This window comes from Nocardioides panacisoli (assembly GCF_019448235.1).
Lineage (GTDB): Bacteria > Actinomycetota > Actinomycetes > Propionibacteriales > Nocardioidaceae > Nocardioides > Nocardioides panacisoli_A.
This window is the reverse complement of record NZ_CP080409.1, coordinates 675,410-690,236: the sequence shown is the minus strand read 5'-3', so window position 1 is coordinate 690,236 and position 14,827 is coordinate 675,410. Positions and strand designations below refer to the sequence as shown.

Genomic DNA, 14,827 nt, shown 5'->3' with positions numbered 1-14,827 from the left:
TGCCTCCGCTTGCTCTCTGCCCGGCAGGGAGCCCTGTCGGGCGGGGTTGATGTTCGTGACATTACTGGACCGAGGGCCTCGAACCGAGGACCGCGCTCCCGACGCGAACGTGTGTCGCGCCGACGGCGATCGCATGCTCCAGATCGCCGCTCATCCCGGCCGAGAGCCAGGAAGCTTCGGGGTGGTGGGCGAGGAAGTCCGCGCGCACCGTCGCCAGTCGGGCGAAGGCCTGCCGGGGGTCCTCGTCGAGCGGGGCGACCGCCATCAGGCCACGCAGGCGCAGGCCGTCCGTGGCCGCCACCCGGTCGGCCAGCACGGGGACGTCCTCGGGATCCGCACCGGCCCGGCCCTCGCGGTCGGGCGGGTCGAGGCTGACCTGGAGGAGTACGTCGACCGGCTCGCTGCGCTCGGCGGCTCCGGTGGCGAGCTTGCCGACCAGCTTGGGCCGGTCCACCGAGTGGACCGCGTCGGCGTAGCGCGCCACCGCGGCCGCCTTGTTGCTCTGCAGGCCGCCCACGTAGTGCCACCGCAGGTCGAGGTCGGCGCACTCGGCGTGCTTCGCCTCCGCTTCCTGGTGCCGGTTCTCCCCGACGTCGGTGACCCCCAGGTCGGCGAGCACGCGCACGTCGGAGGCCGGGAAGTACTTGGTGACCACGACGAGGCAGACCTCGTCGGGGTCACGGCCGGCGTCGCTCGCCGCCGTGGCGATGCGGTGCCGGACCGTGGCGAGGCCGGCGGCGATCTCGTCGTGGCGCGTCATGACTGCCACACCAACGCTGCCATACGACCCGCGGCCGCTCCGTCGCGACGGTGGGAGTGCCAGCGCGCGTCCTCCCGGGTGCATCCCGGCACCACCCGGACCGCGACGCCGAGAGCGTCGAGCTGGGACCGGACGCCCGCACCGAGGTCGAGCGACGGCGTGCCCCACGTCGTCTCGGCGTGGGCGGCGGGCACCACTGCGGACACCTCGCGTCGCATCTCCTCGGGCACCTCGTAGCAACCGCCGCAGACGTGAGGACCCACCCAGGCACGGAGGTCCGCCGCCCCCATCGCGCGGAGGCGGTGGACGGCGCGCTCGACGATGCCGGCCGACATGCCTCGACGCCCGGCGTGCACGGCGCCGATGAGGTGCCGGTCGGGATCGCCGAGCAGCACGGGCACGCAGTCGGCGACCCGGATCATCAACCCGACGCCGTCGAGACCGGTCACGGCGCCGTCAGCGGTGGGGACCTCGTCGCTGGGCGCCTGCTCGAGGGTCAGTACGTCGTCGCCGTGGACCTGGTGCAACCGGGCGAGGGTGACGCCCGTCTCGGCAGCGACCGCGGCGATCGCAGCACCCAGGCCCGGACCGTCCTCGCGGAGGTCCATCGAGGCGTCGGTGACGGCGACCTCGACCCGGTGGCCCGGGCCGAGATCGCAGGAGTCACGGAAGGCGAACAATCGCAGCCCTACTTGAGGAAGTCCGGGACGTCGAGCTCGTCGTCGTCGAACTCCATCGGCTTGGCCGACTGGGTCGACTGCTGGGCCGGCGCCTGCTCGGCGGCGGGCTGCTCGTCGCGCTCAGCCCTCGCCGGGGCCGGCTCGGGCGTCGCCTGCTCGGCGGGTGCTGCGTCGCGCTCCTCGGCTCGTCGGGTCGCCACGGCGGCCACGGCAGCCCGGGTGTCCTCCTGGGACTGCTGCGGGCGGGACTCACCGCGCCGCAGCGCGGTGCCCTCCTCGCGCTTCTTGGGCTGTCCGCCGTCGAAGCCGGCCGCGATCACCGTGATGCGCACCTCGTCACCCAACGCGTCGTCGATGGTCGCACCGAAGATGATGTTGGCCTCGGGGTGGACCGCCTCGGAGACGAGGGCAGCCGCCTCGTTGATCTCGAACAGGCCCAGGTCCGACCCTCCCGCGATGGAGAGCAGGACGCCGTGCGCACCGTCGACACTGGCCTCCAGCAGCGGGCTGGACACCGCCATCTCGGCGGCCTCCACCGATCGCTGCTCACCGCGCGCCGACCCGATGCCCATCAACGCGGAGCCGGCGTTGGACATGACCGACTTCACGTCGGCGAAGTCGAGGTTGATCAGGCCGGGCGTGGTGATGAGGTCGGTAATGCCGGAGACGCCCTGCAGCAGGACCTGGTCGGCCTGCCGGAACGCGTCCATGACCGAGACGTTGCGGTCGCTGATCGAGAGCAGCCGGTCGTTGGGGATGACGATGAGGGTGTCGACCTCGTCGCGGAGGGTGGCGATGCCCTCCTCGGCCGACGAGGCGCGCCGACGTCCCTCGAACTGGAACGGTCGGGTCACGACACCGATGGTGAGCGCACCGAGGCTGCGGGCGATCCGGGCGACGACCGGAGCGCCGCCGGTGCCCGTGCCGCCGCCCTCACCAGCGGTGACGAAGACCATGTCGGCCCCCTTGAGGACCTCCTCGATCTCCTCGGCGTGGTCCTCGGCGGCCTTCGCGCCGACCTCCGGGTTGGCACCGGCACCGAGGCCGCGGGTCAGCTCCCGCCCGATGTCCAGCTTGACGTCGGCGTCGCTCATGAGCAGCGCCTGGGCGTCGGTGTTGATCGCGATGAACTCGACGCCCTTGAGTCCGACCTCGATCATCCGGTTGACGGCGTTGACGCCACCGCCACCGATGCCCACGACCTTGATGATGGCCAAGTAGTTCTGTGCAGCCACGGCGGCTTCACCTCTCGTTGCTCGTACGTGTGTGCGGTTGGCGGTTGTACCGGGCGGGGAAGCGGCGGTGTCGACTTCCAACCCTGACCCTCAGCCTGAGGGTTATAGTTATGTCAACCTCGTCCTGCCCATGACAGTAGGCATGCCGGAGAGCCGTTGTGCGGCAACACGCCGACGGCGCGCCGAGTTCGTCCGACGGGTTCTCCCCGGGCGTGCTCGCGCGCCCGCGACGAACGCCGGCGCGGCCGCCGCGATCAGCCGCGGGTCGTCGGGCGGCCGGGCACGCTCACGTCGTAGACACGGGCCGGTTCGGCGTCGCCGGCCTCCTCGGCGTTGAGGAAGGCCAGCAGCACGCGCGCCTTCTCCTCGGAGGCATCGGCACTCCCCCAGCGGACCTCGCGGTCATCACTCAGGCGCAGCCGGATCCGGTCGACGGTGGCGACCTCGACGTCGTCGACGAGCTCGCTCACGGCCGGGTCCAGGGCGCTGACGACCGCTGCGGCCTCGCTGATCGCGGCCCGGTCCGCGCCGGGACCGGTGCGGATCCGCGGCAGGTCCTCGGGGACGTCGTCCACGCGCCCGAACGTGACACCCTCGTCGTCGAGCTGGGTGTAGCCGCCCGCGCCGCGGGCGATCACCGCGATCGGCGTCCGCTCCACGACCTCGATGCGTACGCCGTCGGGCCACCGACGCGTGACCTCGACGGTCTCGACCGTCGCCAGCGACCGCACACGCACGGCGATCGCATCCAGGTCGACCAGTGCGAGCTGCTCACCGGTCGGCACGGCGGCGGCCTGCAGGATCGGGTCGCGGGTGAGCTGCTCCTCCCCCAGCACCTCCACGTCGGCGACCCGCAGCCAGGCGGAGAAGAAGACGGCATAGGCGCCGAAGCCGAGCAGGCCGACCAGCGCCAGCGCGGCCAGCAGGTAGCGCCACGTCAGCCAGCGACGGGCCCACTGGCGGCGGGCGAAGCGCTTGCGGTTGCGCTGCTGGTCGCTCCCGGCCTCACGCACCACGTGTCCCCAGGTGATCGACCAGCAGCGGTGCGAGGTCGGTGATGTCGCCAGCACCCAGCATCAGCACCACGTCGCCCGGTCGAGCGCGGGACACGAGCTCGGCGAGGACGTCGGTCCGACCGGGGACGTAGGCGATCCGGTCGGCCGGCAGCGGCACCGCCTCGGCCACCAGTGCTCCCGTCACCGCGGGATCGGCGTCCTCACGGGCCACGTAGACGTCCATCACCACGACCTCGTCGGCCGCGCCGAGGGCGGTGGCCATCTCGGCGCCGAGGCGCCGCGTGCGTGAGACCAGGTGCGGCTGGAAGCACACGACGACGCGTCCGTCACCGGCGAGGGCCCGGGCGGCGTCGACGTCGCCGGCGATCTCGCTCGGGTGGTGGGCGTAGCTGTCGAGGACACGGATCCCGCCGGCCTCGCCGATGTGCTCCATCCGCCGCCGCGTGCCGGCGAAGGACCCCAGACCGGCTGCCAGGTCGGCGAAGGGCAGGCCCAGCTCGAGCCCCATGGCCAGCGCTGCCAGCGCGTCCACGACGTAGTGGCGCCCGGGGATCTGCAGGGCCACCGTGCCGACCAGTCGGCCGTCGCGGTGGACGTCGAAGGTCGTGCCGGTGCCGACGGTGCGCAGGTCGACGGCCCGGAGGTCCGCGGTGGGGTCCAGCCCGATCGTGACGACCCGGCCGCCGCGCTCGCGGTGGTGGCGTGCCAGTCGCGCCGCACCCGGGTCGTCGACCCCGAGGACGCAGAACCCGGCGGGGTCGATGCCGTCCACGAACTCCTCGAAGGCGGTGGCGTAGGCCTCCTCGGTGCCCCAGACGTCGAGGTGGTCGGCCTCGACGTTGAGCACGATGGCCGCGTGGGTGTCGTAGACCAGGAAGGCGCCGTCGCTCTCGTCGGCCTCGGCCACGAACAGGTCGGAGTCGCCGGCGTCGGCGTTGCGGCCGGTGGCGGACAGGACGCCGCCCACGGCGTAGGACGGCGAGGCGTCGGCCGCCTGGAGCGCGACCGTCAGCAGCGAGGTGGTGGTCGTCTTCCCATGGGTGCCCGCGACGGCCAGGACCCGCTGGTCGGCCATCACCGCGGCGAGGCCGGCCGAGCGCGGCAGCATCCGCAGCCCGCGGCGCATCGCCTCCACCACCTCGGGGTTGTCCTCCCGCGCAGCGGTGGTGACCACCACGGTGTCGGCGTCGCCGAGGTGGGAGGCCGCGTAACCGTGGTGGCAGGTCACCCCGAGCTCGCGCAGCGAGTCCAGGAACGGTGTCTCGTTGTCGTCGCTGCCCGACACCGCGACCCCACGCAGCGCCATGATGCGGGCGATCGCGGAGAGCCCGGCACCGCCGATGCCCACGAAGTGCACCCGTCCGAGGTCGGCGGCCGCCAGCACCTCGTCCGGAACGGGGATCCTCATGCCCGGCCTCCCCCGCGACCGGCGTCGAGCGTGATCGCGGCCAGCCGTTCGTCGGCGTCACTGGGCACGAGGTCGGCCGCCGCCCGGCCCATGGCCGCGATGCGGTCGGGGTCGCCGAGCAGTTCGGGCACGGTGGCCGCCACGTAGTCGGCGGTGAAGTCGGCGTCCTCGCACGACAGTGCGCCGCCGGCCGCCACCACCGGGCGCGCGTTGAGGGCCTGCTCGCCGTTGCCGATCGGCAGCGGCACGAAGATCGCCGGCACGCCGGTCGAGGCGGCCTCGACCACGCTCGACGCCCCGGCCCGGCACACCATCAGGTCGGCGGCGGCCAGGGCGAGGTCCATGCGCTCGACGTAGGGCAGGACGCGGTAGGGGACGCCGGCGTCGACGGGGTCACGCCAGGACGGGTCGCTGGTGCCCTTCGGCCCGGCGACGTGGAGCACCTGGATGCCGGCCGACCCGAGCGCGGCGGACGCACCCACCAGTGCCTGGTTCAGCCGCCGCGCGCCCTGCGATCCCCCGGTCACGACCAGGGTCGGCAGGTCGGGGTCCAGGTCGAACGCTGCTCGTGCCTCCGCACGCAGCGCGGCACGGTCGAGGGTGGCGATCATCCGGCGCACCGGCAGGCCGACGTACTCCGCGCGCGGCAGCGGCGTGTCCGGAAAGCTCACCGCCACCCGCGTCGCGACCCGGGCACCGAACTTGTTGGCGATGCCGGGCAGCGCGTTCTGCTCGTGGACCACCAGCGGCAGCCGTCGCCGGCGGGCGGCGAGGTAGGCAGGCATCGAGACGTAGCCGCCGTAGCCCACGATCACGTCCGGCCGCACCCGGTCCACGATGGCCAGGGTCTCCTTGACCGCGCGACGCAGCCGGGCCGGGACCTTGGCCAGGTCGCCGCTCGGCCGACGCGGGAGCGGCACCGGCGGCACCAGCTCCAACGGGTAGCCGGCCTCGGGCACCACGCGGTTCTCCAGGCCACGCGGGGTGCCCAGGCAGGTGATGGCCACCTCGGGCTCGAGTCGCTGCAGCGCATCCGCGGTCGCGAGCAGCGGCGACGTGTGGCCCGCCGTGCCCCCGCCGGCCAACAGCACTCTCATCCTCTGGTCTCCACTCCTTCTCGCACCGACACCGTCGACCGGCCGGGCCTCACCGTCGGGCCGACAGCCCCGCCGGGCGCGTACGCCGGCGCTGGGCCAGTGCCCGGGCCGCGGCCGGCTCGCGGCGCGCGAAACCGATCACCATGCCCAGACCGACCAGCGTCGGCACCAGGCTGGAACCACCGTAGGAGACGAGGGGAAGCGGGATGCCGATGACCGGCAGCAGCGCGAGCACCATGCCGACGTTGATCATCATCTGGCCGACCAGCCAGATGGCCACGCCGAAGCAGGCGAAGCGGACGAAGGAGTCCTCGGTCTGCCGGGCGACGCGGAGCGTGCCGTAGGCGATGACGAGGAAGAGTCCGATGACCAGCAGGGTGCCGGCCAGCCCGAGCTCCTCACCGAGCACGGCGAAGATGAAGTCGGTGTGGGCCTCGGGCAGCTGGCCCCACTTCTGACGGCTGGCGCCGATGCCCTCTCCGAAGATGCCGCCACTGGCCAGGGCGTAGAGGCCGTGGGCGGGCTGCCAGCCGGTGCCGTGGTAGTCGGCGAACGGGTCGAGCACGGTGGTGATGCGCGCCATCCGCTCGGTGTTGGTGATGGCGAGGGCGCCGGCGGCTGCTCCGGCTGCTCCGAGGCAGACCACGAAGAACCGGGCGGGCGCCCCGACGACCCAGAGCATGCCCGCGAGGATGCCGAGGAAGACCAGGGCCGTGCCGAGGTCGCGGCCGGCGACGACCAGGCCGGTCGCCAGGAGCATGCCGGGCACCACGGGCACCACGACGTGGTGCAGCCGGTGCAGGCGTCGCTCCTTGTTGGCGTAGATGTGGGCCGCCCAGATCACCAGCGACAGCTTGGCGATCTCGGAGGCCTGGATGCGGACCGGCCCGAGCTGGAGCCAGTTGGTGTTGCCCGAGACCGCCACGCCCATCACCGCGGTGAACGCCAGCAGCACCAGCGAGAACGCGAACGCGGGATAGGCCAGGCGCCGGATGGTGCGGATCGGGAGCCGTGACGCCACCCAGGCACACGGGATCGCCAGAGCCACCCACATCAGCTGACGGCGCACGGTGACGTAGGAGTCGTCGAACTGGGTGTAGGACCACACGCTGGAGGCGCTGAGCACCATGATCAGCCCGATGGTGAGCAGCAGAGCGGTGGCGCCCAGCAGCAGGTAGTAGGTCGTCAGCGGCCGGTCGAGGGCGGCGCGTGCCGCAGCCAACCAGGCCGGCCCGTCGGTGCGGCGAGCGGGCGGGGTCGGGAGGCGCCAGCGACGGCGTGCCGACTCGGGGTTCGCGATGGTGATGGCGTCCCCTCCTCGTCCTCAGGGGCCCGGTGGGCGTCCCTCACTGCCGTGCGATGGCCGCCCGGACCGCCGCTGCGAACGCGTCGCCCCGGGCCTTGTAGTCGGCGAACTGGTCCATGGATGCGCATCCCGGGGCCAACAGCACGGTGTCGCCCGTCCGGGCGACCTCGGCCGCTGCCCCGACGACACGCGCCATCAGGCCGGCACCGTCGACCGTGCCAGTCTCCCCGGCGTCGACCTCGATCACCGGGACATCGGGTGCGTGTCGCTCCAGCGCCTCGGCGATCACGGCCCGGTCGCGGCCGATCAGGACCACCGCACGCAGGCTCTGACGGGCCCGCTGGACCAACTCCTCGAACCGCGCACCCTTGGCGAGCCCCCCGGCGACCCACACCACCTGCTCGTACGCCGCCAGGGAGGCGGCGGCCGCGTGCGGGTTGGTCGCCTTGGAGTCGTCGATCCAGTCGATGCCGTCCCCGCTGGCCACCAGCTCGATGCGGTGACCGTCGGGTCGGAACGCACGCAGCCCCTCCCGGACCGCGGACTGGCTGATGCCGTGGGCACGCGCGAGGGCCGCCGCCGCGAGCGCGTTCTGCACGAAGTGGGGAGCGGGCGAGGCCAGGTCGGCGATCGTGCACAGCTCGGCGGCGCTCGTGGCGCGCTCCTCGACGAAGGCGCGGTCGACCAGGATGTCCTCCACCACGCCCAGCATGCCGACCTGTGGCACCTCGAGGGTGAAGCCGACGGCCCGGGCGCCCTCCACGACGTCGGCCTCGCGCACGAGTTCCTCGGTGCGGTGGTCCATCGCGTTGTAGACGCACGCGTTCCAGACCTGCTCGTAGATGCGGCCCTTGTCGGCGGCATAGGCGTCGAAGGAGCCGTGCCAGTCGACGTGGTCCTCGGCGAGGTTCAGCACCGCTGCCGACTCCGCGGCCAGGGTGTCGGCGAAGTGCAGCTGGAAGCTGGAGAGCTCGACCGCGAGGACGTCGTACGCCGCCGGGTCCATCACGGCCTCGGTCAGCGGCAGGCCGACGTTGCCGGCGGCGACCGTCCGCAGGCCGGCGGCGCGCAGGATCGACTCCAGCATCTGCACGGTGGTGGTCTTGCCGTTGGTGCCGGTGACCGCCAGCCACGGGGCCGGGCGCTCGGTGTCACGCAGTCGCCAGGCGAGCTCGGGCTCGCTCCAGATCGGTACGCCGCGCTCCTCGGCCTGGCGGACCAGCGGCGAGTCCGGCCGGAACCCGGGTGAGACGACCAGGACGTCGCACGGGTCGGGCAGCACCTCGGTGGCTCCCGGACCGATCTCGACCCGCGCGCCGAGGGTGCGCATGAGGTCGGCCTGCTCCTGCTGCGCCTCGGTGGCCGACTCCGCGAGCGCCGTCACCGTCGCTCCCAGGAAACCGAGGTTGTCGGTCGCGGCGTACCCGCTCGCCCCGAAGCCGGCCACGGTCGCGTCGACGCCGTCCCACCGGTCGTGGCGGCCCAGCGTCGTGGCGTCGAGGGCACTCATCCCGCTCCCCCGAGCGCGACCCAGTCGGCGTAGAACAGCCCGATGCCGACGGCGACGAAGAGGCCGCAGATGATCCAGAACCGGATCACGATCGTGACCTGCTCCCAGCCGAGCATCTCGAAGTGGTGGTGGATGGGGGTCATCCGGAAGACCCGTCGACCGACGCCGGTGAACCGCTTGGTCACCTTGAAGCAGGTGACCTGGACCATCACCGACATCGTGACCAGCACGAACAGGCCACCGAGGATCACCAGCAGCAGCTCGGTGCGGGTGAGCACCGCCAGCGCCGCCAGCGCACCGCCGAGGGCGAGCGAACCGGTGTCGCCCATGAAGATCTGGGCCGGCGAGGCGTTCCACCACAAGAAGCCGATCAGTGCGCCACCGATCGCGGCGGCGATGATCGCGAGGTCCAGGGGGTCGCGCACGTTGTAGCAGGCGGGGCTCGGGTCGCTCTGGCAGAAGTTCTGGTTCTGGAAGATGTTGAGGAGCGTGTAGGCACCGAACACCAGCACGCTCGCACCCGCGGCGAGGCCGTCGAGCCCGTCAGTGATGTTGACGGCGTTGCTGAAGCCGGTGAGGAAGAACCAGACCAGCACGACGGCGAGGACGGTCGGCAGCGCCAGCCAGTCGATCTCGCGCAGGAAGGACACCTTCTCCGAGGCCGGCCGGCGACCGTTCTCGTCCTCCAGCCAGGGCGAGAGGGCGAGCGCACCGAAGGTGACGGCGATGACCGTCTGGCCGATCATCTTCGCCTTGCTGCGCAGGCCCAGGTTGCGCTGCTTGAAGACCTTGATGAAGTCGTCGAGGAACCCGACGAGCCCCATGCCGACGAACGCCAGCAGGAGCAGCCAGGCCGAGGCGGAGGGCAGCGCGACGTCGCCGAGCCGGATCGAGTCGAGGACCTTCGCCCCGAGGTAGCCGATCAGGGTGGCGATGATGACCACCACGCCCCCCATCGTGGGCGTCCCCCGCTTGGTGTGGTGGGTGGTCGGACCGTCCTCCCGGATCTCCTGGCCGTAGCCCAGCCGGGTGAAGAGGTTGATCGCCACCCGGGTGCCGAGCAGGGACACCAGCAGCGCCAGTCCCCCACCGAACAGGATCGCTAGCACTGCGCCGTCCCTTCTCCCGTGTCGTCGACCAGCCCGTCGGCGACGCGTTCGAGCGCGACCCCGCGCGATGCCTTCACCAACACCACGTCGCCGGCCCCGGCATTGTGCCGCAACCACTCCAGCGCGTCGTCAGTGCCCGCGACCTCGACGGCCGTGGTGTCGCCACGGGCCTCCCGGAACCCCGCCACGATGCCGGCGCCCCCGGCGCCGACGGCGAGCACCACGTCGACCCCCAGCTCCACCGCGGCTGCTCCGACCGCCCGGTGACCGCTCTCGTGCTCGGCGCCGAGCTCACGCATCTCCCCCAGCACCGCGACGGTGCGTCGCCCCCGCCTCGCACCGACCGCGACCAGTGCCTCCAGCGCGGCGCGCATCGACTCGGGGTTGGCGTTGTAGGCGTCGTTGATGACCACCAGGCCGTCGGGTCGCTCGGTCACCTCCATGCGCCACCGGGACGCGGACTCGACCTCGGACAGCGCGTGCGCGACCGCCTCGAGGGACTCCCCGGCAGCCACCGCGAAGGCGGCGGCCGCCGCGGCGTTGGCGACCTGGTGGGCACCGGTCTGGCGCAGCTGCACCGGGAACCAGTGGCCGTCGTACCCGATCTCGAAGGCGGGGCGACCGAGGTCGTCGAGCCGGAGCTCGCGCCACGCGACGTCGCCCCGGCTGCCGAAGGTGAGCGCGCCGGCCGTGCTGCGGTCCCGCTGGGCCAGCGTGAGCGGGTCGTCGGCGTTGAGGACCGCGGTGCCCCCGGCGCCCAGCGCCGCGACGATCTCGCCCTTGGCCTCCGCGATCGCCTCGCGGCTGCCGAACTCGCCCACGTGGGCGCTGCCGATGTTGAGCACCGCCGCGACGTCCGGCGGCGCGATCTCGCACAGGTAGGCGATGTGGCCGCGTCCCCGCGCCCCCATCTCGACCACGAGGTGGGTGGTGCCGGCATCGGCGGCCAGGACCGTCAGGGGCACGCCGATCTCGTTGTTGTGGTTGGCGGCGGTGGCCACGACACGGTCCGCGCCGACCAGGGCGCGCAGCACCGCGGCGAGGTAGTCCTTCGTGCCGGTCTTGCCCTGCGACCCGGTCAACGCGAGCACGCGGGCGTCGATCCGACCCACTACCTCCCGGGCCAGCCGACCCAGAGCGGCCACCTGGTCGTCCACGACCACTGTGGGCGCCGAGGTCGGACGGGAACCCAGCACCGCGTGCGCCCCGTCGGTGAACTCGTGGCCGTCCACGTGCTCACCCGCGATCGCGACGAAGAGGCCGCCGGCCACGGCCTCCCGGGTGTCGACGTACGCCGCGCCGGTGACCAACGTCGCGGGGTCGCCGTGGACCTCGCCCCCCACGATCGCGGCGATCTCGTCCAGGCGCAGCGGGATCATCGGCCCGCCACCAGTTCCCGCACCACGGCACGGTCGTCGAAGGGATGGACCACCCCGGCGACCTCCTGGCCCGTCTCGTGACCCTTGCCCGCGACCAGCACCACGTCGCCCGGTCCGGCGAGGTCCAGTGCGGACCCGATGGCCTCGCGCCGCCCGCCGACCTCACGCACCTCGGCACGGCCACCGGCCGCACCGGCGAGGATCTCGGCCCGGATCGCGGCCGGGTCCTCGCTGCGGGGGTTGTCGTCGGTGACGATGAGTACGTCGGCCGAGGCGGCCGCGATCTCGCCCATCAGCGGCCGCTTGCCGCGGTCGCGGTCCCCACCGGCGCCGATCACCAGGATCAGCCGGCCGTCGGTCACCGGGCGCAGGGTGTGCAGGACCGCTGCCACCGCATCCGGCTTGTGGGCGTAGTCGACGACGACGGTGTAGTCGGTGTCGGTGTCGACGCGTTCCAGCCGTCCGGGCACGCCGCCGGTCGCGGCGATACCGGCCGCCACCTCGGCCGCGTCGAACCCGGCCTCGGTGGCGGCGGCGATGGCCGCGAGGGCGTTGGCGACGTTGAAGTCGCCGGGCAGCGCGACCGTCACCGGGAGTGGCCCGACACCGGGTCCGTGCAGCGTGAACCGGGATCCGTCGGGCCCGAGGTGCAGGTCGGTCGCGGTCCAGTCCGCGTCGCTGCCGCGCGCCGACAGCGTGCGGATCGGGATCCGTGCCTCCTCGACCAGCCGGCGCCCGTGGGCGTCGTCGATGTCGACCAGCCCGAGGCGCGCACGCTCGGGCGTGAACAGCTCGGCCTTGGCGCGGTAGTAGTCCTCGACGTCGGCGTGGAAGTCCAGGTGGTCCCGCCCGAGGTTGGTGAACACGGCGACGTCGAAGCGCACGCCGTCCACCCGTCCCAGCACCAGGGCGTGGCTGGAGACCTCGATGGCGCAGCAGCGCACCTCGCGCTCGCGCATCAGTCCGAACAGGCCGTGGAGGTCGGGCGCCTCCGGTGTCGTGAGCGCCGTCGCCAGGTCCTCGCCGCACACGCGGGTGCCGACCGTGCCGACCACCGCCGAGGCGACCCCGGCCAGCTCCATGCCCGACTCGAGCAGCCGGGTGATGGTGGTCTTGCCCTGGGTACCGGTGACGCCGACCATCGCCATCGAGCGCGCCGGCTCGTCGTAGACGCCGGCGGCCAGGGCGCCGAGCACGGCACGGGGCGATGCCACCACCACGACCGGCAGCTCGGGCGGCACGTGGGCGGCACCGACCTCGTCGGTCACCACCGCCACCGCGCCCGCGTCCCGCGCCTGCGGGACGAACTGGGCCCCGTGCACGGTGCTGCCGGGCAGGGCGGCGTAGAGGTCGCCGGGCTGGACGCGGCGCGAGTCCAGCGTGATGCCGGTGACGTCCGCCTCGCCGGACGCGGTGGACCCGACCCGGGCCGCCAGGTCGGTGAGCCGGACCGGTGGCGTGTCCCGGGGACGCGTGGCTGATGCGGCACCCCCGCGGGGTGCCGTCTCCTCCCCGGCCATCACCACTCGGTCTTGATCGTGGGCGTCTCCGACCCGGTGGGCGGAACTCCGTAACGGCGCAACGTGTAACTCATCAGCTTCGAGAATGCCGGACCACCCACAGAACCTCCACCTCCGCTCTTGGGTTCGTGGACCACGACATAGATGGTGAAGCGCGGATCGTCGGCCGGGGCGAAGCCTGCGAAGGACACGCTGGTGCTGCCGTCGTAGCACCCGCACTCGGGGTCGACGCGCTGCGCGGTGCCGGTCTTACCCGCGACCCGGTAGCCGGGAACCCGGGCGCCGGGGGCCACCCCGACGTCGGGCACGACGACCTGCTCCATCATCTGCATGGTCTGCTTGGCCGCCTGCGGGCTCACGACGCGACGGCTCTGGGCCAGGTCGGTCCCGATCCGGTTGCCGTTGTCCAGCGTGGCCGAGCCCTGGACGAGGCTGGGATCCACCCGGACGCCGCCGTTGGCGATCGTGTTGACCGCCGCCGTCATCTGCACGGCGTTGACGGCCAGCGACTGGCCGAAGGCGACGCGGTCCCCCACCTGCGAGGTCCAGGCGGATCCGCCGGGCAGGATGCCGCGCGTCTCGCCGTGCAGGCCCACCCCGGTGGACTCCCCCAGGCCGAAGGCGCTGAGGTAGCGACGCAGCTCGCCGTCCGCGAACTGGTCCGAGGCGAGCACGGTGCCGATGTTGGAGGACTTGGCGATGACACCGGCCAGCGTCAGGCGGAGGTCGTCGTGGTCCCACCAGTCGTGGATCGGGCGGTCCTGGCGGTGCAGGACGCCGGGCACCTCGATCTTGGTCTTGCGCGAGGCGTGGCCGGCGTCGATGAGGGCGGCCGCGGTCAGCACCTTCTCCACCGAGCCGGGCTCGTAGGGGTCGGTGAGCGACGCGGCCGTGTAGCGGCCCTCGTCCGCCTTCTTCGCGGTGCGGTTGTCGTAACTGGGGTAGTCGGCCAGTGCCAGCAGCCCGCCGGTGCGGCTGTCCATCACGACCGCGTGGCCCGACACCCCGCCGGACTGCTCGATGGACTGCTGCAGCACCCGCTGGGCGTACCACTGCAGCTCGGAGTCCAGCGTGGTCTGCAGGTCCTCGCCGTCGACCGCCGGCTTCACCGTGTTGTCACCCAGTGGGATCGTGTTGCCCGCGCCCTTCTGGTAGCGGGCCTCGCCGTCCTTGCCGGCCAGGAAGCCGTCGAAGGAGTCCTCCAGCCCCGCGAGTGCCCGTGCCGTGCCGTCGTTCTCGGGCGTACCGAGGAAGCCGACCAGGCTGGCGGCCACCTGGCCGTTGGGATAGGTCCGCAGCGGGTCGTGCTCGGTGAGCAGCCCCGAGAAGCCGGCGTCCTCGGCGTCGGCGACGACGTCCTCTGCCTTGCTGGCGGGGATCTGCCGCGCGATGTACTGGAACCTGCTGTCCTCCACCCGGAGCCGCTCCAGGGTGCGGAAGTAGTCGATGTCGAGCCGCTGCGACAGGAAGGTCGCGAGCTCCGGCGCGCGGTCCGCCGTCAGCGCCGGGTCGGCGACGATCATCTTGCCGTCCATCGAGTGGGCCAGCGCGACGCCGTTGCGGTCGAGGATCTCACCGCGCGTCGCGGGGAGCGTCACGGTCACCGAGCCCTCGGCGGCCGCCATCTCGGCGTACGACCCCGGGTCGAGTCCCTGGAGCTGCACCAGTCGCGCGGCGAACACCGACAGCACGATCGCGATCACCAGGAACCCGATGCGCAGGCGGGCCTCCACGGGCCGGCGGCGCGGCAGGCGGGGGCGGGTCACGGGGTCATTCCTACTGCGTCGGCGACGAGCACGGTCGATGG

The 14,827-nt window shown here is 72.8% G+C and carries 12 protein-coding genes; all 12 read right to left on the bottom strand.

Going from position 1 to position 14,827, the window contains the following annotated elements; genetic code table 11:
• Nucleotides 1–61 precede the first annotated feature (61 nt).
• Complete coding sequence (locus tag KUV85_RS03430; RefSeq protein WP_219961821.1) at nt 62–760, bottom strand: YggS family pyridoxal phosphate-dependent enzyme; 699 nt, start codon at nt 758–760, stop codon at nt 62–64.
• Nucleotides 757–1,440, bottom strand: coding sequence for a peptidoglycan editing factor PgeF (pgeF, locus tag KUV85_RS03425; protein ID WP_219961820.1), 684 nt, complete (start codon nt 1,438–1,440; stop codon nt 757–759). The genes KUV85_RS03430 and pgeF overlap by 4 nt, the downstream gene beginning before the upstream one ends.
• Before the next feature lie 8 nt (nt 1,441–1,448).
• Entirely contained in the window at nt 1,449–2,675 is a 1,227-nt protein-coding gene (gene ftsZ / locus KUV85_RS03420) for a cell division protein FtsZ (RefSeq protein WP_219961819.1), read from the bottom strand.
• Nucleotides 2,676–2,929: 254 nt separating this feature from the next.
• A complete protein-coding gene (locus tag KUV85_RS03415; protein WP_219961818.1) occupies nt 2,930–3,688 on the bottom strand; it encodes a cell division protein FtsQ/DivIB in 759 nt (252 codons plus the stop codon).
• The gene (gene murC / locus KUV85_RS03410; protein ID WP_219961817.1) at nt 3,681–5,099 is read right to left on the bottom strand and encodes a UDP-N-acetylmuramate--L-alanine ligase; all 1,419 of its coding nucleotides are present in this window, start codon (nt 5,097–5,099) and stop codon (nt 3,681–3,683) included. Before murC ends, KUV85_RS03415 begins: the two co-directional genes overlap by 8 nt.
• Entirely contained in the window at nt 5,096–6,196 is a 1,101-nt protein-coding gene (gene murG, locus KUV85_RS03405; protein ID WP_219961816.1) for an undecaprenyldiphospho-muramoylpentapeptide beta-N-acetylglucosaminyltransferase, read from the bottom strand. Before murG ends, murC begins: the two co-directional genes overlap by 4 nt.
• A 49-nt stretch (nt 6,197–6,245) precedes the next feature.
• Nucleotides 6,246–7,418: a putative lipid II flippase FtsW gene (ftsW, locus tag KUV85_RS03400; protein WP_219961815.1), complete on the bottom strand. Its 1,173-nt coding sequence runs from the start codon at nt 7,416–7,418 to the stop codon at nt 6,246–6,248.
• A 124-nt stretch (nt 7,419–7,542) separates the two neighbouring features.
• The gene (murD, locus tag KUV85_RS03395; protein WP_219961814.1) at nt 7,543–9,012 is read right to left on the bottom strand and encodes a UDP-N-acetylmuramoyl-L-alanine--D-glutamate ligase; all 1,470 of its coding nucleotides are present in this window, start codon (nt 9,010–9,012) and stop codon (nt 7,543–7,545) included.
• The gene (gene mraY / locus KUV85_RS03390; protein ID WP_219961813.1) at nt 9,009–10,121 is read right to left on the bottom strand and encodes a phospho-N-acetylmuramoyl-pentapeptide-transferase; all 1,113 of its coding nucleotides are present in this window, start codon (nt 10,119–10,121) and stop codon (nt 9,009–9,011) included. Before mraY ends, murD begins: the two co-directional genes overlap by 4 nt.
• Nucleotides 10,115–11,500, bottom strand: coding sequence for a UDP-N-acetylmuramoyl-tripeptide--D-alanyl-D-alanine ligase (locus tag KUV85_RS03385; protein ID WP_219961812.1), 1,386 nt, complete (start codon nt 11,498–11,500; stop codon nt 10,115–10,117). The genes mraY and KUV85_RS03385 overlap by 7 nt, the downstream gene beginning before the upstream one ends.
• Nucleotides 11,497–13,020 (bottom strand): UDP-N-acetylmuramoyl-L-alanyl-D-glutamate--2,6-diaminopimelate ligase, encoded by a 1,524-nt coding sequence (locus KUV85_RS03380; RefSeq protein ID WP_219961811.1) that lies wholly within the window; start codon nt 13,018–13,020, stop codon nt 11,497–11,499. The genes KUV85_RS03385 and KUV85_RS03380 overlap by 4 nt, the downstream gene beginning before the upstream one ends.
• Nucleotides 13,020–14,786 (bottom strand): peptidoglycan D,D-transpeptidase FtsI family protein, encoded by a 1,767-nt coding sequence (locus KUV85_RS03375; RefSeq protein ID WP_219961810.1) that lies wholly within the window; start codon nt 14,784–14,786, stop codon nt 13,020–13,022. The genes KUV85_RS03380 and KUV85_RS03375 overlap by 1 nt, the downstream gene beginning before the upstream one ends.
• Between the last annotated feature and the right edge of the window lie 41 nt (nt 14,787–14,827).